Here is an 18,469-nt window from a genome sequence, read left to right on the forward strand (position 1 = left end):
ACGATCAACAACCTGTTTGACCGCTTCAATTTTAAACTCTTCGGGATAACGCTTACCGCTCATGGGCACCTCTCTTTAAGTCATCTTAAATGACTCTGAGGTGTCTGTTAAACCTGTGGCGATTCAAAGTGAGCCCACCTCCGCCATTCTTGTGGCGTTATGCATTCTCAAGGCACTCTGTTAATTTTATCTTGTTGGCGTTTTATAGGCCCGATAACCCATTATGTTATCGGGCATTTTTTAACGTAATGGTAATTCCGTCAGACAGGTCTGGCTGTCATCTTTGGTGGCAATGGCATGTGACGCCGTTTTACCGTTGTAGCTTACTTCCAGCGTCCCTTCCATATTGCGCGGTAGCCAAACACCGATAAATCCGTTTCGATAGCTTTGCATCTCTTTTTGTACGATGACAGCGCCTTTACTGTCTGTCACTTTTACAGTGAACGGTTTATTCGGCATTTCTCCCTGACAGCCGGAAAGGCTGTGGTTAAAACAGGGGTGTGTCCGCCATTCATAGGGCGCAAAAGAGAGATAGAATTTGTCGCCTAACGGCAGCGTATAAATCTGCTCCCCGTCAGATAATTTGAGTTCGGTACTGGTAATCGACGCGGAGTAAGGCAAAGGACGGCTCTGCGGCGTCTGATCAATCGTATCCACGATCTGCTCAACCGTTTTTCCCGCCAGCCCATGTTGCGCCAGAAAAGCGGATTCTGAGGATGCCGCAAGCGCGGAGCCGCTGGCGCATAAACCCAAAAGTAATAACCATGATGATTTCGACATAACTTCAATTCCTTGTGAACAATCTCCTTGTCTACTATAGGGGTTCCCCTAAGGGAAAGGTCAAAGGGACGCAGGGTAAAGTAATGCAAAGTTATGCTGGGGGGGAGATGGGGAATTGGAATAAAAAAAATCCCCGCCATCAGGCAGGGATTCAAAATTCTGAGCTTTTTAAGCTTACAGGCTGGTTACGTTGCCAGCTGCCGGGCCTTTAGCGCCGCTTTCGATGGTGAAGGAAACTTTCTGACCTTCGTCCAGAGATTTGTAACCATCGTTCTGAATAGCGGAGAAGTGTACGAACACGTCTTTAGAACCGTCATCAGGAGTAATAAAGCCGAAGCCTTTATCAGCGTTGAACCATTTTACGATACCAGTCATTTTACCGGACATAGTGTATTACCTTTTAAAAAATAAGTGTGCCTTTCGGCGTTATGGCGTGCTTTACAGATTTTTTAAGCGTTAAGGAAATGCGCACTACGAGGGGTATCTAATGGATAACTCTTGAAGGGACTTGCCTTACTAAACTGCTTTAATGGTCTGTACGTCAAACCGTTGAGCACATTAACTCATGTAATGCCGGGCGATGCAACTTTTATTTTACTTTATTTCTCCAGGCCAGTAATCGGGCGGGGGAAACGGCCCTTACGCAGGACCGTTAAAACAGAAAGGGGTAAAAATTACTCCATCAATTGCTTACTTAAGCGTGGGTTCGCCTGTATCAGGCGCATCAATTTGAGCTCTGCTGGCGTGGGTTTTTCGCGTTTCGATTCCCATTCCTGAACCATGGCAACCGTTACGCCCAGCGCTCTGGCGAATTCATCTGTTTTTAGTCCCGTTCCTCTCCGTAACTGTTCAAATTCGGTAAAAGGATTGGGTTTTTGCGTCAGGGTGATCTTTCGCGTTTCATCTTTAAAAACAATTTGTTCCAGGCTGCTCAGCAGCTCAAACATCGGATCTTTATATTCCATTGAGAACTCCTGTAAATCACACAGCGGGATCGTGAAATGCATCGAAGCCTCTTAAGAATAGTCGGGAAACTTGCGGGTGGGGGGCGACGCGCCGCCAGGAAGCGCTATCGATTCGTTTCGATGCCTTACGCTACGCGACTTTTAGGACGCTAACAATTTGATCCAGGAAGATATATCCGTCTTTCAGAAAATAATTGTAAAGATTAAAAAAATATTACATCGCCCGCTGGAAAGCTTTCTTGCCGCGTTTTTTATCGCAGTGTCGGGTTAAAAATTAACAATAAAATAACAAATTAAGCATTGATGCAGATAAACATAATTTTCCGCTACAAGATCGCGTGGAAAGGGTATCCTGCAAGCCTGACCTGGACTATCCTTGTAAGCCGTCAGGCACGCAGGTGTCGTTGTGCGCATTTTTGGGTGAAAGGAGTATTAACAATGGCGACAGGTAAGTCCTGCTCTCGCTGGTTTGCGCCTGTTGTGGCGTTATTAATGGTGTTTAGCCTGAGCGGGTGTTTTGATAAAGAAGGCGATCAGCGCAAAGCGTTTGTCGATTTCCTGCAGAATACAGCAATGCGTAGCGGAGAGCGTTTACCAACGCTGACGGCCGATCAGAAAAAACAGTTTGGTCCGTTCGTGTCTGATTACGCGATACTGTATGGCTACTCGCAGCAGGTAAACCAGGCGATGGATTCCGGTCTGCGCCCGGTGGTCGATAGCGTTAACGCCATCCGCGTTCCGCAGGATTATATGACGCAACGCGAGCCGCTGCGGCAGGCAAATGGTTCGTTAGGCGTGCTGGCGCAACAGTTGCAGAATGCAAAACTGCAGGCTGATGCCGCGCATGGCGCGTTAAAGCAGGCCGATGACCTGAAACCTGTGTTTGATCAGGTCTACAAAAAAGTAGTCACCGTGCCGGCAGATGCTTTGCAGCCGCTGATCCCGGCGGCGCAGATCTTTACGCAGCAGTTGGTACAAGTGGGCGATTATATTGCGCAACAGGGCGAACAGGTGAGCTTTGTCGCGAACGGCATTCAGTTCCCGACCTCACAGCAGGCCAGCCAATATAATGCGCTGATTGGGCCGTTGGCCTCGCAGCATCAGGCGTTTAATCAGGCCTGGACGGCGGCGGTAAACGCGACCCAGTAATGACAGTCTGCCCGATAAGCGCAAGCCAGCGCTTATCGGGCCTGTAGCGTTATCCCGCCGCCTGCGGGTTGACGCAGTTCTTCTCTATTTTTCCCTGCAGCGCATCAATCAAATTATCCACCGCACAGGCCATCATATTGTAGCGCGTCTCATGCGTTGCCGAGCCAATATGCGGCACCGCGACGACATTAGACATGTTCAGCAGGGGCGAATCCACAGATAGCGGTTCATGCTCAAAGACATCCAGACCTGCCGCATATATTTCACCGTTTTGCAGCGCGGCAATCAGCGCGTTTTCATCGACCACCGGGCCGCGTCCGGCATTAATAAAAATGGCGGACGATTTCATTCTGGCAAACTGTGTTGCGCCAAACAGATGTCGCGTTTCTGCCGTTAGCGGCAGGATCACGCAGACAAAATCAGCCTCCTGCAACAACGTATCCAGATCGCAGTAGCGGGCGTTAAACCGGTCTTCTGCCTCCTGATGCCGCCGACGGGCGTGATAGAGAACCGGCATGGTAAACCCAAAGTGCGCTCGCTGCGCCAGCGCCATCCCGATACGCCCCATCCCAACGATACCGAGTGTTTTGTGATGCACATCGACGCCAAACCATGCCGGGCCAATGCTTTCCGTCCATTCACCCGCCTTAACCCGTTCTGCGACGTCCACCACGCGGCGGGCAGTGGCCAGCATCAACGCCATCACCGTATCGGCAACGGTTTCCGTCAAAACGGCAGGCGTGTGCATCAGGACTATTTTGCGGGCAGTAAGGGCGTCCACCTCGACATTATCGTATCCCACCGAGATGGTCGACGCCGCGCGTAGCGCCGGCATTTTTTCCAGCAGCGCGCGGTTAACGGTTTCGCTGGTGCCCAGAAGGCCTTGCGCGCTGGCAAATGCCTGCGCGTGTCGCGCGACCGTTTCCGGATGCAGGTTCGGTACCTGGGTGACGGTAAAATGCGCCTCCAGGCGATGCAGCAAATCATCAGGCAGGGTTTTGTAGAGAATGATGGACGGCTTCATGCGACTCTCCGTAAATCAAAAGGTAAGCGCGGCATGCGCCAACCGGAACAGGCTTATTATTAACCCGTTTAGCCATCATCGACCAGCCGATTTCCCCGCTGTCGGCAGCCGTGTCGTGGTAAATAGTGAATGAATACTGAATAATGCGACGTGTATCCGGTCTGGCGAGGGAATAATGCAGGCCGGGTAAAGCATGCCGCCTTACCCGGTACGGTAGTTTACTGCAATGGACTCAAGGTAATTTCGACGCGGCGGTTTTGCGCCTTACCTTCTGCCGTACTGTTGCTGGCGATCGGGTTCGCCGGACCCATTCCGCTGGTACGGATACGGCTGGCGTCGACGCCCTGGGTGATCAGCGAACTGGCGACGGAGTCAGCACGCTGCTGCGACAGACGCATATTCAGATCGTGGCTACCGGTACTGTCGGTGTAGCCCACCACATTGACGGCGGTCTTGGGATACTCTTTCAGCACCATCGCCACGCCGGTCAGCGTGTTAGCGCCTGCCGGTTTCAGCGTCGCGCTGCTGCTGTCGAAGGTGACATTATTCGGCATATTCAGAATGATATTATCGCCGCTTCGCGTCACGCTAACGCCTGTGCCCCGCATTTTGTCACGCAGTTTCGCTTCCTGTACGTCCATGTAGTAACCCACGCCGCCGCCCAGCGCCGCGCCAGCCGCCGCGCCAATCAGCGCGCCTTTACCGCGATCTTTTTTGGAGGAGGAGAGCGCGCCGATGCCTGCGCCGACCAGCGATCCAATACCCGCGCCAATGCCGGATTTACCTGCTTCGCGTTCGCCGGTGTAAGGGTTTGTTGTGCAGCCAGATACTGCCAGGGCGCCGCTCACGATGGCAGCAATCACAAATACACGTTTTTTCATCTTAAATCCTTATCACTTTTTTATTTTTACCACAGCGACCGTGGCGGTTGATTATGACGTCTGCACATGAAGAAAATTCCAGGGAAAACTCTGAAATTTGTAAGTAACATTGATCGGCAAAATAAATAATCCCAATAATTCAGGAGCGAACCTTGACCCACGCACCATCGCGTCATTCGGTATTGACCGCCGCACACTGGGGGCCAGTCCGCGTTGAAACCGACGGAGAACGCATTTTTGCCTCGTATGGCGAACTCCCGACGGCACACCAGAACTCCCTGCAAACCGTTGTGCATGACCAGGTACACAGCAAAACGCGGGTTCGCTTCCCGATGGTGCGTAAAGGGTTCCTGGCTTCTCCCGATAAGCCGCAAGGCATACGCGGGCAGGATGAGTTTGTTCGCGTAAGTTGGGATGACGCGCTGGACCTGATCCACGCTCAGCACAAACGTATTCGCGAAAGTTATGGGCCATCGTCCATCTTCGCCGGCTCCTACGGTTGGCGTTCGAACGGCGTATTGCATAAAGCGGCTACGCTATTGCAGCGTTACATGGCGCTGGCGGGAGGGTATACCGGCCATCTTGGCGATTATTCCACCGGCGCGGCGCAGGCTATCATGCCTTATGTGGTGGGTGGCAACGAGGTTTACCAGCAGCAGACTAGCTGGCCGGTGGTGCTGGAACACAGCGAGGTGGTGGTGCTCTGGAGCGCGAACCCGCTGAATACTCTGAAAATTGCCTGGAACGCCTCGGATGAACAGGGGCTCGACTATTTTGCGGCGTTGCGACAAAGCGGCAAACGCCTGATCTGCATCGATCCGATGCGCTCGGAAAGCGTCGACTTTTTTGGCGATAAGATGGAGTGGATCGCCCCACATATGGGCACCGATGTGGCGTTAATGCTGGGGATTGCTCATACGCTGGTGGAAAACGGTTGGCAGGATGAAACGTTCCTTGCCCGCTGCACAACAGGTTATGACCGCTTCGCCGACTATCTTTTGGGCACGACCGACGGTACGGCCAAAACAGCGGAATGGGCGGCGGAAATTTGCGGCGTTTCTGCGGTGAAAATCCGCGAGCTGGCGGAAATATTTCATCATAACACCACCATGTTGATGGCCGGTTGGGGAATGCAGCGTCAGCAGTTTGGCGAGCAAAAGCACTGGATGATCGTTACGCTGGCCGCAATGCTGGGGCAAATTGGTACGCCTGGCGGTGGGTTTGGTTTTTCTTATCATTTTGCTAACGGCGGAAACCCGACGCGCCGCGCCGCCGTGTTAGCGTCGATGCAGGGGAGCATCCCTGGCGGGGTCGATGCGGTAGATAAAATACCGGTGGCGCGTATTGTCGAGGCGCTGGAAAACCCCGGTGGGTTTTACCAACACAATGGGATGGATCGCCGCTTCCCGGATATTCGTTTTATCTGGTGGGCGGGCGGCGCGAACTTTACCCATCATCAGGATACCAACCGTCTGATTTGTGCGTGGCAAAAACCGGAACTGGTCGTTATCTCTGAATGTTTCTGGACGGCCGCCGCGAAACACGCGGATATCGTTCTGCCCGCGACCACCAGCTATGAGCGTAACGATTTAACCATGACCGGCGACTATAGCAATCAGCATTTGGCGCCGATGAAACAGGTCGTGTCGCCCCGGTGGGAGGCACGGAATGATTTTGACGTTTTTGCTGAACTGAGCGAACGGTGGGAAGCCGGCGGTTATGCTCGGTTCACCGAAGGAAAAAGCGAGCTGGCGTGGCTGGAGACCTTCTACAATATTGCCGCCCAGCGTGGCGCTAGCCAGGGGGTGACGCTGCCACCGTTTGCCGCATTCTGGCAGGCTAACCGTTTACTGGAGATGCCGGAAGATCCCGCCAACGCTCAGTTTGTGCGCTTCGCGGATTTTCGCCGCGATCCTGATAACCATCCGCTAAAAACGGCCAGCGGCAAAATCGAAATCTATTCTACGCGCATTGCCAGCTATGGTTACGCGGATTGTCCCGGTCATCCGATGTGGCTGGCGCCGGATGAGTGGCACGGGAACGCCGATGCGGGGCAGGTTCAGCTACTTTCCGCGCATCCGGCGCACCGTCTGCATAGCCAGCTTAACTACAGTTCGTTACGGGAGCGGTATGCGGTGGCCGGACGCGAACCGGTGACGATTCATCCGCAGGATGCGACAACGCGCGGAATCGTCGATGGCGATACGGTACGCGTCTGGAATCATCGCGGGCAGGTTCTGGCGGGCGCGGTCGTTACCGACGGAATTCGGCCTGGCGTTATCTGTATTCACGAAGGCGCATGGCCGGACCCTGAACCTACCGCAGGCGGCATATGCAAAAACGGCGCGGTAAACGTCCTGACAAAAGATCTTCCCAGTTCCCGGCTGGGGAACGGTTGTGCGGGCAACACCGCGCTGGTCTGGTTTGAGAAATATACCGGCCCGGCGCTACCGCTTACGGCGTTTGATCCGCCTGCCAACTCATAATCCAGGTGGGGTGGGCGGTATCCTCCTGCCAGGCGCTATCTTCAATACGAAAACCAAGCGCATGGTAGAAGTTTACGGCGGATTGATTTTTCTGGTAAACCTCAAGGCTCAGCAGAGGAAAACGTTGCTGGACATATTCCAGAAGCGCTTTGCCAATGCCGTGTCTTAACGCGTCGGGGGCGACAAACAGCGCCCCGACAAAACGGGCTTCCAGTACGCTGACGAAGCCTTTCAGTTGTCCATTTTCCTCCCATACCCAGGTTTGCGCGGCGGGTAAATAGACGTCGCGTACAATTGCTTCGCTCTCGTGCCAGTAACGTTCTTCGATAAAGGGATGGGCATAAATGGTACTTTTCATCCACAGCGCCAGAATAGACGCCATGTCTTCACTCTGGGATTTGCGAATCATGTTTTTCTCCCGGATGGCAAAAACAGCCGGTAATATGGTCGTTGACCAGTCCGCACGCCTGCATAAAGGAGTAACAGATAGTCGTACCGACAAACTTGAAACCGCGTTTTTTCAATGCCTTAGCAAGCGCATCGGACGCAGGTGTTGAGGTGGGGATCTTATCCAGGCTGGCCGCCTGGGTGATCTGCGGTTGGCCATCAACGAATGACCAGACAAAATCGGCGAAAGACTCGCCGTTTTGCTCCATCGCAAGCCAGGCGCGGGCGTTACTGATAATGGCCTGAATTTTACCGCGATGTCGTATGATGCCCGTATTTTGCAGCAGGTGTTCGACATCCTCCTCCTGCATAGCTGCGATGCGTACCGGATCAAACTGATGAAAACAGGCGCGGTAGTTCTCCCTCTTTTTAAGCACGGTGATCCAGGATAAACCGGCCTGTTGACCTTCAAGACAGATCATTTCAAACAGCTTTCTGCTGTCAGTTTCCGGTACGCCCCACTCGTTATCATGATAGGCAATATAAAGGGGGTCCTGGCTGACCCAGTCGCAACGCTGCATAGACTTCCTCGTTATTGTGGTTACCGCGAAAATTTCCTTCAACCCGCCTTGACGGGCCCGCTAAAAGGACAATAGTTAATACAGGGCTGATGCCCGACATCCTTCATTCAATGACAATAATATCGCCGAATTCGGCTCTACTCTGGAGTCGCGTTGATGATTGTAAGAAAACGCCGTGGTCGCCGGACATTGCGTTGTCTGGCGGGCCTTATGGCCTGCTCGTTTTTTATCAATACCACGTATGCCTGGCAACAAGAATATATCGCTGAAGCGGCTCCGGGGCATACGACGGAACGCTATACCTGGGACAGCGATCACCAACCGAATTACAACGACATACTGGCCGAACGTATTCAGTCTACGCAAAATACAGTGGTGCCGGTGCTTAGCCTGGCGGATGAAACCCCGCTTGATGCGACCAGCGGTATCAGTATGGGCTGGAATTTTCCGCTTTCCCGACGCGTGACCACTGGGCCGGTCGCGGCGCTGCATTACGACGGTTCGACGTCATCAATGTATAACGAATATGGCGATAGCGCGACGACATTAGCGTTTACCGATCCGTTATGGCACGCCAGTGTCAGTACGTTAGGCTGGCGGGTAAACTCGCAGTTCGGCGATGTCCGTCCCTGGGCGCAAATCAGCTATAACCAACAGTTTGGGGAGAATATCTGGAAAGCGCAGTCCGGGTTGAGTCGTATGACCGCAGGAAATCAGGCGGGAAACTGGCTGGATGTCACCGTAGGCGCGGACGTGTTACTTAACCCGCACCTGGCGGCGTATGCGGCGTTTTCCCAGGCGGAAAATAGCGCTACGGATAGCGATTATTTGTATACCCTAGGGGTGAGCGCCAGGTTTTAACTTAAAAATTATAATCGAAACGCAGTGATAACAGCTCTTGTGGCGGAAGTAGGGTGCTAACCTTCTGCGTTATCTTTGCGCTGTTAATTATCTCGCTGGCACTTTCCACCACTATTCGCCAGCCGCAGTGGGAGGGGGTTAGCGAAGCGTCTGCGTAACACATGCAACACCAGGCGTACAGCGCACCCATTTGGTGCCCTTTTTTTTATTTAGCACAAATACCTAATCAATTGTAGTTAAAAAAACGTCTAATAAATAAGGAAGACATTTAACTTATTTATGAATAGGAAGAAATAATATATTAATTATATTAATTTATTCTTAATAAAAAATTACATTTATGTACGTTGCATTTGTAACATATTGATTTCTATTCTTTTTAAGATTAACTAACAATTATTTTTATATATACTAATTATAGTATCCAATACCCACCTCTATACACTCCATTTCCTCACAGAATGCAGATAATCCTAAGGATGCGTTCTGTTATCTACCGTCATAAATGGAGTTTTTAATGAAAAAGGTTGTTTTTGCTCTGTCTGCTCTCGCTGTAGTTTCCACTTCTGCTTTCGCTGCTGAATCTGGTGACGGCACCATTAAATTCACCGGTGAAATCGTTGACGCGCCATGCGTCGTTTCTACTGACTCCCAGAACCAGGAAGTTGTGCTGGGTCAGGTTAAGAAAAATATCTTCAAAGCCATTGGCGACAAGTCTTCTTCTAAGCCTTTCCAGATCAAACTGGAAGACTGTGACATCACCTCTAATACCAAAGTTAACGTAAGCTTCAATGGCGTTGGTGATACAGACGATGCGACACTGGTTTCTGTTAACACTGAAGCAGGTGCGGCAACTGGCGTGGGCATCGGTATCTACGACAACGCTAACAAGCTTGTTGAAATGAACACCGGTAAATCCACCACTACGTTGGCTGCTGGTCAGACCGTGCTGTACTACACCGCTAACTACGTTGCAACAAAAGATACTGTAACCACTGGTTACGGTAACGCAGAAGTGGACTTCAACCTGTCCTACGAATAATCGAATTTTCGTTAATACAGACAATCATAATGGCAACGGAAATCCCGTTGCCATTTTTTCCAGCGGAGGCTCAGGAAGAGAATCATGAACCGCTCACGTTTGATATCTTGCACAGCACTGGTGCTGGCGTTGATTGCTCAAAACAGTTTTGCCGGAGGCGTGGCATTAAGCAGCACGCGTGTTATTTATGACGGTAGTAGAAAGGAAGCTTCTCTTACGGTAAATAATAAAAGCACCACGGATGAATTTCTCATTCAGTCATGGATTGATGATGCTAACGGTAATAAAAAGACGCCCTTTATCATCACTCCACCGTTATTTAAATTAAGCCCGACTAAAAATAACGTTTTACGTATTGTTAATACGACGAACACGTTACCGCAGGATCGCGAGTCCGTTTATTGGATTAACGTAAAAGCTATTCCTGCCAAAAGTGAAGACGCGGAAGCTAAAAACGTACTGCAGATCGCCGTACGTACCCGCTTAAAACTGTTCTATCGCCCGGCGGGCCTGAAAGGCAATAGCATGGACGGCTGGAACAAACTGCAGTTCACCAGCGCAGGGGCTAACCAGATCAAAGTGGAAAACCCATCTGCCTTTAACCTGACGTTTAATAAATTTTATGCCAACGGCCGTGATATTGAAAAAACGGGAATGGTTCCGGCAAAAGGCTCATTGAATATTGAACTGCCAGCCGGCACCGGCAAGGTAAGCGAAGTTAAATACAACATTATTAATGACTTTGGCACGGCTGGCGACATGTTGACACAGCGCGTTAACTAACACGTTTTAAAGGATTATTACTATGACATGGACGCATCTTCCTCTGGGCAATAAGACCTCGCGTTTCACGCAGTCTGCGCTTGCGCTGATGATAGCGGGTACGCTCCCCGCGTATGCGGGAACATTTAACCCGCGCTTTCTGGAGGATGTGCCGGGTATTGATCAGCACGTTGACCTTTCAATGTATGAATCCAATAAAGCTGAACACCTGCCAGGTAAATACCGCGTCTCGGTGGTGGTCAACGAAAAAAAAATGGAGTCTCGCACCCTGGAGTTTAAGGCAGCGACAGAGGCGCAGCGCGCAAAAATGGGTGAATCCCTGGTGCCGTGCTTAAGCCGCGTGCAGCTTGAAGATATGGGCGTGCGTATTGATAGCTTCCCGGCGCTGAAAATGGCCCCGCCTGAAGCCTGTGTTGCTTTTGACGACATTATTCCCCAGGCCGCCAGCCATTTCGACTTTGCAGACCAGACCCTGATCATGAGCTTCCCGCAGGCTGCGATGAAGCAGACAGCGCGCGGTACGGTGCCAGAATCGCAGTGGGACGAAGGGGTGAATGCCCTGCTGGTGGATTATAACTTTTCCGGCAGCAACGCCAGCTATGACGCACACGACAGTGAAACCAGCTACAACAGCGACAGCTACTATCTGAATCTGCGCAGCGGTATGAACCTGGGGGCATGGCGGTTACGTAACTATAGCACCTGGACGCGAAACGACGGTAACAACACATGGGATAACATTGGCACATCTCTAAGCCGTGCCATTGTGCCGCTGAAATCACAGCTGACGTTGGGGGATACCTCCACCGCCGGTGATATTTTTGACAGCGTTCAGATGCGCGGTGTGCAGTTAACTTCCGACGAAGAGATGCTGCCTGACAGCCAGCGCGGGTTTGCGCCCGTCATCCGGGGTATTGCCAAAAGTAACGCCGAAGTTACCGTTGAGCAGAACAACTACGTTATTTACCGTACGTTTGTTCAGCCGGGTGCGTTTGAAATTAACGACCTGTATCCAACCTCAAACAGCGGCGACCTGACGGTCACCATTAAAGAATCGGACGGCAGTGAGCAGAAGTTCGTTCAGCCGTTCTCCTCGGTGGCGCTCCTCCAGCGTGAAGGCCATCTCAAATACAGCCTTTCCGCCGGGGAATACCGTGCCGGGAACTATACAGCGCCGAGCCGAAATTCGGGCAGCTTGATGCCATGTACGGCCTGCCGTATGGCTTTACCGTTTACGGTGGTGCGATCTTCTCTGACGACTATTACTCGCTGGCGGGAGGATTAGGTAAAAACTTCGGTTATATCGGCGCGATCTCCATCGATGTAACCCAGGCAAAAAGCAAGCTGGCAAATGAGGAGAATTCGGAAGGTCAGTCTTATCGTTTCCTCTACTCCAAGAGCTTTAACAGCGGTACAGATTTCCGTCTGCTGGGTTACAAGTATTCGACCAGCGGCTATTACACCTTCCAGGAAGCGACGGATGTGCGCAGCGATGCGGACAGCTCTTATAGCCAGTACCACAAACGTAGTCAGATTCAGGGCAACGTGACGCAGCAACTGGGCGCCTGGGGCTCGGTCTATTTTAACGTCACGCAGCAGGACTACTGGAACGATGAAGGTAAACAGCGTTCGCTGAATGCCGGTTATAACGGCCGTATTGGCCGCGTGAACTACAGCGTTGCTTACACCTGGACGAAAAGCCCGGAGTGGGATGAGAGCGATCGTTTACTGTCATTCTCCATGTCGATTCCACTGGGACGCGTGTGGAGTAACTACCACCTCACGACCGATCAGCATGGCCGAACCAACCAGCAGTTAGGGGTGAGCGGCACCGCGCTGGAAGACCACAACCTGAACTATAGTGTGCAGGAAGGCTACGGCAGCAACGGCGTGGGTAACAGCGGCAGCGTGAACCTGGATTACCAGGGCGGCGTGGGTAGCGCCAGCCTGGGTTACAACTACAACCGTGACGGCCAGCAGGTGAACTACGGTTTGCGCGGCGGTGTGATAGCCCATAGCGAAGGTATCACTCTTTCTCAACCGCTGGGTGAATCCATGGCCATTATCTCCGCGCCGGGCGCGCGCGGCGCGCACGTGATCAACAACGGTGGTGTGGAAGTGGACTGGATGGGTAATGCGGTCGTGCCTTACCTTACTCCGTACCGTGAAACGGAAGTCTCACTGCGAAGCGACAGCCTGAACAACCAGGTTGACCTGGATACCGCCTCCGTCAACGTAGTGCCGACACGCGGCGCGATTGTTCGTGCCCGCTTCGATACCCGAGTGGGCTATCGCGTGCTGATGAATCTGACGCAGGCCAATGGCAAAGCGGTGCCGTTTGGTGCTACCGCCACGCTGCTGGATACCACAAAAGAGTCCAGCAGCATTGTGGGTGAAGACGGTCAGCTTTATATCAGCGGGATGCCGGAGAAAGGTGCCCTTCAGGTGAACTGGGGTAAAGACCAGGCACAGCAATGCCGCGTGGCGTTTACGCTGCCGGAACAACAGGATAATACCGGCGTGGTGATGGCGAATGCCGTCTGCCGGTAACAGGGAAGGAAACGATTATGTTGAAAAAGTTGATAATGTTTACGGGTCTGTTGGGCGGGTCGGTGCTGTTTTCGGGGCAGGCGCTGGCAGCGGCAGATTTTGGACCATGTACTCCTGAAGGTGGAACACATATCTTCAGTGCCACCATAAATAAAACAGTTTCAGATACGTCAAAGAACACAACGGGTGCGACCTTCGTAGATTTCGATAGCTGGAATTTAGGTGGAACCTATGCGATGTCCTGTGAATGCCCTGATGATACCTCTCTTATAAATGACACCTTATTTAAGGCTGTGGTTCCTCTGGCCTTTGTTACGAATATAGAGAGTCGCTCCTATTACCAGATCAATAATAATATTGCCATTGCGAGCGATGTACTGATTTCGGGGGGACGAGGAGAATACGTTAACACACCGTTTGAGAATGTAGGTAACCTGACAAACAACCGCTCTCAGTGTTCGCAAAATGCAAGTAGTAAAGATGCAATATGGACATCCGGTGGCAAAGGTCACTTATCGCTCTATATTCTCCATCCGTTTGTGGGTGAAAGTATTATACCTAGCACCAAAATAATGGACCTTTTTGTGACAAAGAAACCCAGTGTATATGGCAGTATACCTGCGTCGTCTGTATATATCAGTGGTTCAATTACGGTACCTCAGGGCTGTGAACTCTCCAGCGGCAGCACGCTGGAAATTCCGTTTGGGGAATTTAAGGCCACTGATTTTAAAGATCGCAAAGGACAAGTTGCAAAGAACGCCACGAAATTCACCAAAGAGCTGCAGTTTAAATGCACCAATATTTCCGATGGCGTAAAGATCTTCCTGCGTATTGAGGGAATGCCAAACGCTAATGATTCGAATGCCATCGACATGGGCAACCCGGATATCGGTGCCGTCATTGAGGGCGCTAACGGTAAAATTTTGGTGCCAAATGACGCCAGTGTTAATCAGGAGCTGAGCGTATCGGGTCTTGTTGACGACACGCACCGTACCGCCTCAACGACCATTTCGGCTTACCCCATCAGTACCACCGGCAAATTGCCGGCCGCCGGGGATTTCGAGGGAATTGCCACCATGCGTATTGATGTGGAGTAAGCAGGATGAAAAACCTTCATGCTTTGATGCCAGCGTGTTTACTGCTTACCGCTTCCGCGATGGCGGCACCGTCTAATATCGGTTCTGCTGGTGATATCCACTTTACCATTACTATTAAGGCGGCTACCTGTGAACTGGAAAACGACAGTATCGACGTCAATATGGAGACCGTGGTGCTTCAGCGCCCGGTAAAAGTGGGTAAAGAGCTGAACCAGAAAAACTTTAGCATCGGCTTAAAAGATTGCGCGTATGCCACAAAGGCCAGCGTTACGATGGACGGTTCTCCGGACCCGACTGACCCCTCGCTTTTTGCCCTGGATAGCGGCGGCGCGACGGGCGTGGCGTTAAAAATTAAAACATCTGGTGGGGAGCAACAATACCCCTCCAGTACCGACTCTACGCCTGTCGAACACACTGTCTGGTTTGATGGTACGAACAAGCTGAACTATATCGCCAGCTATGTGCCTGTTAAGCCGGATGCCACCGTTGGCACAGCGAATGCGACGGTGAATTTTAGCGTCACATACGAATAATCACTGAGGGCCAGTTCGCTGGCCCTTTTCCATTTTTAGTGATTTTTTGTAAAAATCTTCTCCGATCACACTCTCCGTTGCCACTTTCCCCTCTGCTTGTGGTCTACTTAACCGTGCTTGTAGACTTTCTTACATCTGCGTTAGCCGCATATTTACCTGTTTGATTAAAGAATCGTTGTACAGGTCGTTTTTATCCCGATTCCCAGGGTTTGTTTGCATGAGATACATTAAATCGATGACGCAACAGAAACTTAGTTTCTTGCTTGCGCTCTATATCGGTCTGTTTATGAATTGCGCCGTGTTTTACCGCCGTTTCGGCAGTTATGCACAAGAATTTACCATTTGGAAAGGCCTCTCCGCAGTTGTCGAACTGGGCGCCACGGTGCTGGTCACTTTCTTCTTACTTCGTCTTCTTTCACTGTTTGGCCGACGCGTCTGGCGTGTGCTGGCCACGCTGGTGGTGCTGTTTTCCGCTGGCGCCAGTTATTACATGACCTTCCTGAACGTGGTGATTGGCTACGGCATTATTGCGTCTGTTATGACCACCGATATCGATCTCTCGAAAGAGGTGGTGGGGCTGCACTTCGTATTGTGGCTGATTGCCGTGAGCGTGCTTCCGCTCATCTTTATCTGGAGTAACCACTGTCGCTACACGTTGTTGCGCCAGCTACGTACGCCGGGGCAGCGTTTTCGCAGCGCCGCTGTAGTGGTACTCGCAGGCGTAATGGTGTGGGCGCCTATCCGCCTGCTGGATGTACAGCAAAAAAAGGTTGAACGGGCGACAGGTATCGACTTACCCAGCTATGGCGGCGTGGTGGCGAACTCCTATCTGCCTTCAAACTGGTTATCTGCGTTAGGGCTGTATGCCTGGGCGCAGGTAGATGAGTCGTCGGACAATAATTCGTTAATAAACCCGGCCAGGAAATTTACCTATGTTGCGCCGAAGGATGGGGATGACACCTACGTCGTTTTCATTATCGGTGAGACGACCCGTTGGGATCACATGGGGATTTTCGGCTACGAGCGTAATACCACGCCGAAGCTGGCGCAGGAAAAAAATCTGGCGGCGTTCCGCGGCTATTCCTGCGATACCGCGACGAAGCTTTCTTTACGCTGTATGTTTGTACGGGAAGGCGGGGCGGATAATAACCCGCAGCGTACCTTAAAAGAGCAGAATGTGTTTGCCGTTCTCAAACAGCTCGGATTCAGTTCCGATCTGTACGCCATGCAGAGCGAGATGTGGTTCTATAGCAATACCATGGCGGATAATATCTCCTACCGCGAGCAGATCGGCGCCGAGCCGCGTAACCGTGGTAAAACGGTTGATGACATGCTGTTGATTGATGAGATGCAGAACTCGCTTGCCCAGAACCCGGAGGGTAAACATCTGATTATCCTGCATACTAAGGGGTCGCATTTTAACTATACGCAACGTTATCCGCGCAGCTACGCTCAGTGGAAGCCCGAATGTATTGGGGTCGATAGCGGCTGCACGAAAGCGCAGATGATCAACTCTTACGATAACTCCGTGACCTATGTGGATCACTTTATTACCAGTGTGTTCGATCAGCTGCGTGATAAAAAAGCGATTGTGTTCTACGCGGCTGACCACGGCGAGTCGATTAACGAACGCGAACATTTGCACGGTACGCCGCGCAATATGGCGCCGCCGGAGCAATTCCGTGTTCCGATGCTGGTATGGATGTCGGATAAATATCTTGCCAGTCCGCAACATGCGCAGATGTTCGCTCACCTGAAACAGCAGGCGGAGATCAAAGTGCCGCGTCGTCATGTGGAGCTGTACGATACGATAATGGGCTGCCTGGGGTATACATCGCCGGATGGCGGCATTAACCAGAACCACAACTGGTGCCATATTCCCGATGCGCAGAAAGTCGCCGCGAAGTAGGTTGTCTGCCGACTTTCTCGCCGATTGAATTGTATTTTGCGACTAAGGGATTGACGGGCGTGCGCCTGAGCAGTAAGATGCGCCCGCATTCGGTGATTGGCGCAGCCTGGTAGCGCACTTCGTTCGGGACGAAGGGGTCGGAGGTTCGAATCCTCTATCACCGACCAAATTCAGAAACCCTGCTCAACGAGCAGGGTTTTTTTGTATCTGAAGCCTGACGAGGATGAGAACCTCCGGGGGCAAGAGGTTCGACTCGAGCGAAGCGAGAGAACGTTGCGTCAGCAACGGCCCGCAGGGCGAGCCACCCTCTATCACCGGCAGGTTGACGCTCGCACCACCAGTTCAGGCATGATCCCGTCGCTGTGGCTGACCTTCTTGCCCGCCAGCAAATCAAATAATAGTGTGATTGCCTGTCGCGCCACCTCATCAAGATGCATATTCACTGCCGTCAGCGGCGGCAGCGATTCGCGCGCGCGGATACCGTCATAGCGAGTAACCACCCGCATTTGTTCAGGTATGGCGATGTCTTGTTCCTGAAAAGCGCGTACCGCGCCGCTGGCAAAGGTATCGATCAGCACCAGTACGCCGTCAACGTCGGGATGCGCCTGTAATAGCTGCTGCGCGGCCTGGTAGCCGGCATTTTCACCCTCGCTTTCATTGAGAGAGTAGACGACGGGGGCCTGGCGCCCCGCGCACCAGCGCTGGTAAGCCGCTTCGCTCTCCAGAACTGATGTTCGCCGTGTGTTACCGACAAATAACGCACATTTGCTGGCACCGGAGGCCTCCAGATGCGTTAGCAGAAGCTGTGCTGTTGCCGCCGAGTGCAGCTCAACCCACGGCACAGGCGTGTCGGTCCCCGGCGTGCGGCCAATGGTGACGCAGGGAATGCCCGCTTGCGCCAGCGCCTGGAGCTGCGGATCGTTCTCCGCCGGCTCAATCAGGATCGCCGCGTCAAAGCTGACGGCATCCAGTGGATTTGCCCCCGGCGGCACCAGAATCAGCGCATGCTGTTTTTCCAGCGCCATCATCGCGGACGTTAACGCCACCTCCATCATAAATCCCAGTCGTGACGCGCCGGAGGCAATCGCCAGCGGCACCGAAGAGAGCAAGGCAATGGTATTGGTTTTGCCGGTTCGCAACTGGCGGGCGCGAATATTCGGCGTGTAGTTGAGCGCAACAATGGCCTCTTCAATACGTCGTCGCGTCTGCGGCTCGACAAAGCGGGTGTTGTGCAATGCATTGGATACCGTCCCTGGCGATACGCCTGCATGGCGGGCAACATCAATCAACTTTGCGCGTTTTTTATTTTGAACAGCCATCTACTTCCTGACCTGCGAAAATTTGCGCACAGGGTAGCATATTTATCAGACGGTAACGTTTGCTTTTTTTCAGTGAGGATCGTAAAAAACTCTTCATTAAAACGTTTTAATGGGGTATTTTG

16 protein-coding genes, 1 tRNA gene, 1 other RNA gene and 2 pseudogenes are annotated in these 18,469 nt (G+C 52.1%); 12 read left to right on the plus strand and 8 right to left on the minus strand.

The window, feature by feature from the left end; all coding sequences use genetic code 11:
- Positions 1-240: 240 nt before the first annotated feature.
- From cueP to J4728_RS15070, 3 genes are all read right to left on the minus strand, one after another.
- Positions 241-780 carry a copper-binding periplasmic metallochaperone CueP gene (cueP, locus tag J4728_RS15060; RefSeq protein ID WP_000047147.1) on the minus strand — a complete coding sequence of 180 codons (540 nt, stop codon included), beginning with the start codon at positions 778-780 and terminating at the stop codon, positions 241-243.
- Positions 781-954: 174 nt separating this feature from the next.
- Positions 955-1,167 (minus strand): RNA chaperone/antiterminator CspA, encoded by a 213-nt coding sequence (gene cspA / locus J4728_RS15065; protein WP_000014594.1) that lies wholly within the window; start codon positions 1,165-1,167, stop codon positions 955-957.
- Positions 1,168-1,454: 287 nt separating this feature from the next.
- Entirely contained in the window at positions 1,455-1,745 is a 291-nt protein-coding gene (locus J4728_RS15070; protein WP_000455790.1) for an HTH-type transcriptional regulator, read from the minus strand.
- 438 nt (positions 1,746-2,183) lie between these two features.
- Between J4728_RS15070 and J4728_RS15075 the strand changes: the two genes are divergently transcribed.
- On the plus strand, positions 2,184-2,894 hold the full coding sequence (locus tag J4728_RS15075; protein WP_000190524.1) for a DUF3053 domain-containing protein: 711 nt from the start codon (positions 2,184-2,186) through the stop codon (positions 2,892-2,894).
- A 49-nt stretch (positions 2,895-2,943) separates the two neighbouring features.
- Here the strand turns inward: J4728_RS15075 and ghrB are convergent, their stop codons facing one another.
- Complete coding sequence (gene ghrB / locus J4728_RS15080; RefSeq protein ID WP_000804688.1) at positions 2,944-3,918, minus strand: glyoxylate/hydroxypyruvate reductase GhrB; 975 nt, start codon at positions 3,916-3,918, stop codon at positions 2,944-2,946.
- A 218-nt stretch (positions 3,919-4,136) separates the two neighbouring features.
- Positions 4,137-4,799: an OmpA family lipoprotein gene (locus J4728_RS15085; protein ID WP_000747548.1), complete on the minus strand. Its 663-nt coding sequence runs from the start codon at positions 4,797-4,799 to the stop codon at positions 4,137-4,139.
- Positions 4,800-4,951: 152 nt separating this feature from the next.
- On the opposite strand from J4728_RS15085, the gene J4728_RS15090 reads away from it, so the two are divergent.
- Positions 4,952-7,285: a molybdopterin guanine dinucleotide-containing S/N-oxide reductase gene (locus J4728_RS15090; RefSeq protein WP_208212002.1), complete on the plus strand. Its 2,334-nt coding sequence runs from the start codon at positions 4,952-4,954 to the stop codon at positions 7,283-7,285.
- Here J4728_RS15090 and J4728_RS15095 read toward each other — a convergent pair.
- Positions 7,254-7,694: an N-acetyltransferase gene (locus J4728_RS15095; RefSeq protein ID WP_000619902.1), complete on the minus strand. Its 441-nt coding sequence runs from the start codon at positions 7,692-7,694 to the stop codon at positions 7,254-7,256. The two genes, J4728_RS15090 and J4728_RS15095, sit on opposite strands and share 32 nt — an antisense overlap.
- The gene (gene tag / locus J4728_RS15100; protein WP_079971654.1) at positions 7,672-8,253 is read right to left on the minus strand and encodes a DNA-3-methyladenine glycosylase I; all 582 of its coding nucleotides are present in this window, start codon (positions 8,251-8,253) and stop codon (positions 7,672-7,674) included. Before tag ends, J4728_RS15095 begins: the two co-directional genes overlap by 23 nt.
- 156 nt (positions 8,254-8,409) lie before the next feature.
- Here tag and J4728_RS15105 point away from each other — a divergent pair, with 156 nt between their 5' ends.
- From J4728_RS15105 to J4728_RS15145, 10 genes and pseudogenes are all read left to right on the plus strand, one after another.
- On the plus strand, positions 8,410-9,114 hold the full coding sequence (locus J4728_RS15105) for an autotransporter outer membrane beta-barrel domain-containing protein (protein ID WP_208212004.1): 705 nt from the start codon (positions 8,410-8,412) through the stop codon (positions 9,112-9,114).
- A gap of 32 nt (positions 9,115-9,146) precedes the next feature.
- A pseudogene (locus J4728_RS24305) lies at positions 9,147-9,272 on the plus strand (oxalate/formate antiport family MFS transporter); the annotation flags it as partial.
- 359 nt (positions 9,273-9,631) lie between these two features.
- Positions 9,632-10,156: a long polar fimbria major subunit LpfA gene (gene lpfA / locus J4728_RS15110; RefSeq protein ID WP_001519917.1), complete on the plus strand. Its 525-nt coding sequence runs from the start codon at positions 9,632-9,634 to the stop codon at positions 10,154-10,156.
- Between the two features lie 84 nt (positions 10,157-10,240).
- Positions 10,241-10,939 (plus strand): long polar fimbrial chaperone LpfB, encoded by a 699-nt coding sequence (gene lpfB / locus J4728_RS15115; RefSeq protein WP_001082123.1) that lies wholly within the window; start codon positions 10,241-10,243, stop codon positions 10,937-10,939.
- Positions 10,940-10,961: 22 nt separating this feature from the next.
- Positions 10,962-13,489, plus strand: a pseudogene (gene lpfC, locus J4728_RS15120) (outer membrane usher protein LpfC).
- A 17-nt stretch (positions 13,490-13,506) separates the two neighbouring features.
- The gene (gene lpfD / locus J4728_RS15125) at positions 13,507-14,586 is read left to right on the plus strand and encodes a long polar fimbrial protein LpfD (RefSeq protein WP_000914255.1); all 1,080 of its coding nucleotides are present in this window, start codon (positions 13,507-13,509) and stop codon (positions 14,584-14,586) included.
- A 5-nt stretch (positions 14,587-14,591) separates the two neighbouring features.
- Positions 14,592-15,119, plus strand: coding sequence for a long polar fimbrial protein LpfE (gene lpfE, locus J4728_RS15130; protein WP_000792957.1), 528 nt, complete (start codon positions 14,592-14,594; stop codon positions 15,117-15,119).
- A 217-nt stretch (positions 15,120-15,336) separates the two neighbouring features.
- On the plus strand, positions 15,337-17,028 hold the full coding sequence (gene eptB, locus J4728_RS15135; protein ID WP_001521958.1) for a kdo(2)-lipid A phosphoethanolamine 7''-transferase: 1,692 nt from the start codon (positions 15,337-15,339) through the stop codon (positions 17,026-17,028).
- A gap of 90 nt (positions 17,029-17,118) precedes the next feature.
- Positions 17,119-17,195, plus strand: a tRNA-Pro gene (locus J4728_RS15140).
- Between the two features lie 35 nt (positions 17,196-17,230).
- Positions 17,231-17,349, plus strand: a non-coding RNA gene (locus J4728_RS15145) — RtT sRNA.
- Here the strand turns inward: J4728_RS15145 and J4728_RS15150 are convergent.
- On the minus strand, positions 17,340-18,347 hold the full coding sequence (locus J4728_RS15150) for a substrate-binding domain-containing protein (protein WP_000290707.1): 1,008 nt from the start codon (positions 18,345-18,347) through the stop codon (positions 17,340-17,342). The two genes, J4728_RS15145 and J4728_RS15150, sit on opposite strands and share 10 nt — an antisense overlap.
- Positions 18,348-18,469: the final 122 nt, after the last annotated feature.

The organism is Salmonella sp. 32070601201500089SM (assembly GCF_017573605.1).
GTDB lineage: Bacteria > Pseudomonadota > Gammaproteobacteria > Enterobacterales > Enterobacteriaceae > Salmonella > Salmonella enterica.

Bases quoted from the DNA above. Each gene is read 5' to 3' on its own strand.
- cspA (WP_000014594.1), bottom strand. From the start codon at position 1,167: ATGTCCGGTAAAATGACTGGTATCGTAAAATGGTTCAACGCTGATAAA.
- tag (WP_079971654.1), bottom strand. From the start codon at position 8,253: ATGCAGCGTTGCGACTGGGTCAGCCAGGACCCCCTTTATATTGCCTAT.
- cueP (WP_000047147.1), bottom strand. From the start codon at position 780: ATGTCGAAATCATCATGGTTATTACTTTTGGGTTTATGCGCCAGCGGC.
- eptB (WP_001521958.1), top strand. From the start codon at position 15,337: ATGAGATACATTAAATCGATGACGCAACAGAAACTTAGTTTCTTGCTT.
- J4728_RS15085 (WP_000747548.1), bottom strand. From the start codon at position 4,799: ATGAAAAAACGTGTATTTGTGATTGCTGCCATCGTGAGCGGCGCCCTG.
- lpfB (WP_001082123.1), top strand. From the start codon at position 10,241: ATGAACCGCTCACGTTTGATATCTTGCACAGCACTGGTGCTGGCGTTG.
- J4728_RS15070 (WP_000455790.1), bottom strand. From the start codon at position 1,745: ATGGAATATAAAGATCCGATGTTTGAGCTGCTGAGCAGCCTGGAACAA.
- ghrB (WP_000804688.1), bottom strand. From the start codon at position 3,918: ATGAAGCCGTCCATCATTCTCTACAAAACCCTGCCTGATGATTTGCTG.
- lpfA (WP_001519917.1), top strand. From the start codon at position 9,632: ATGAAAAAGGTTGTTTTTGCTCTGTCTGCTCTCGCTGTAGTTTCCACT.
- J4728_RS15075 (WP_000190524.1), top strand. From the start codon at position 2,184: ATGGCGACAGGTAAGTCCTGCTCTCGCTGGTTTGCGCCTGTTGTGGCG.
- J4728_RS15150 (WP_000290707.1), bottom strand. From the start codon at position 18,347: ATGGCTGTTCAAAATAAAAAACGCGCAAAGTTGATTGATGTTGCCCGC.
- J4728_RS15095 (WP_000619902.1), bottom strand. From the start codon at position 7,694: ATGATTCGCAAATCCCAGAGTGAAGACATGGCGTCTATTCTGGCGCTG.
- lpfE (WP_000792957.1), top strand. From the start codon at position 14,592: ATGAAAAACCTTCATGCTTTGATGCCAGCGTGTTTACTGCTTACCGCT.
- lpfD (WP_000914255.1), top strand. From the start codon at position 13,507: ATGTTGAAAAAGTTGATAATGTTTACGGGTCTGTTGGGCGGGTCGGTG.
- J4728_RS15105 (WP_208212004.1), top strand. From the start codon at position 8,410: ATGATTGTAAGAAAACGCCGTGGTCGCCGGACATTGCGTTGTCTGGCG.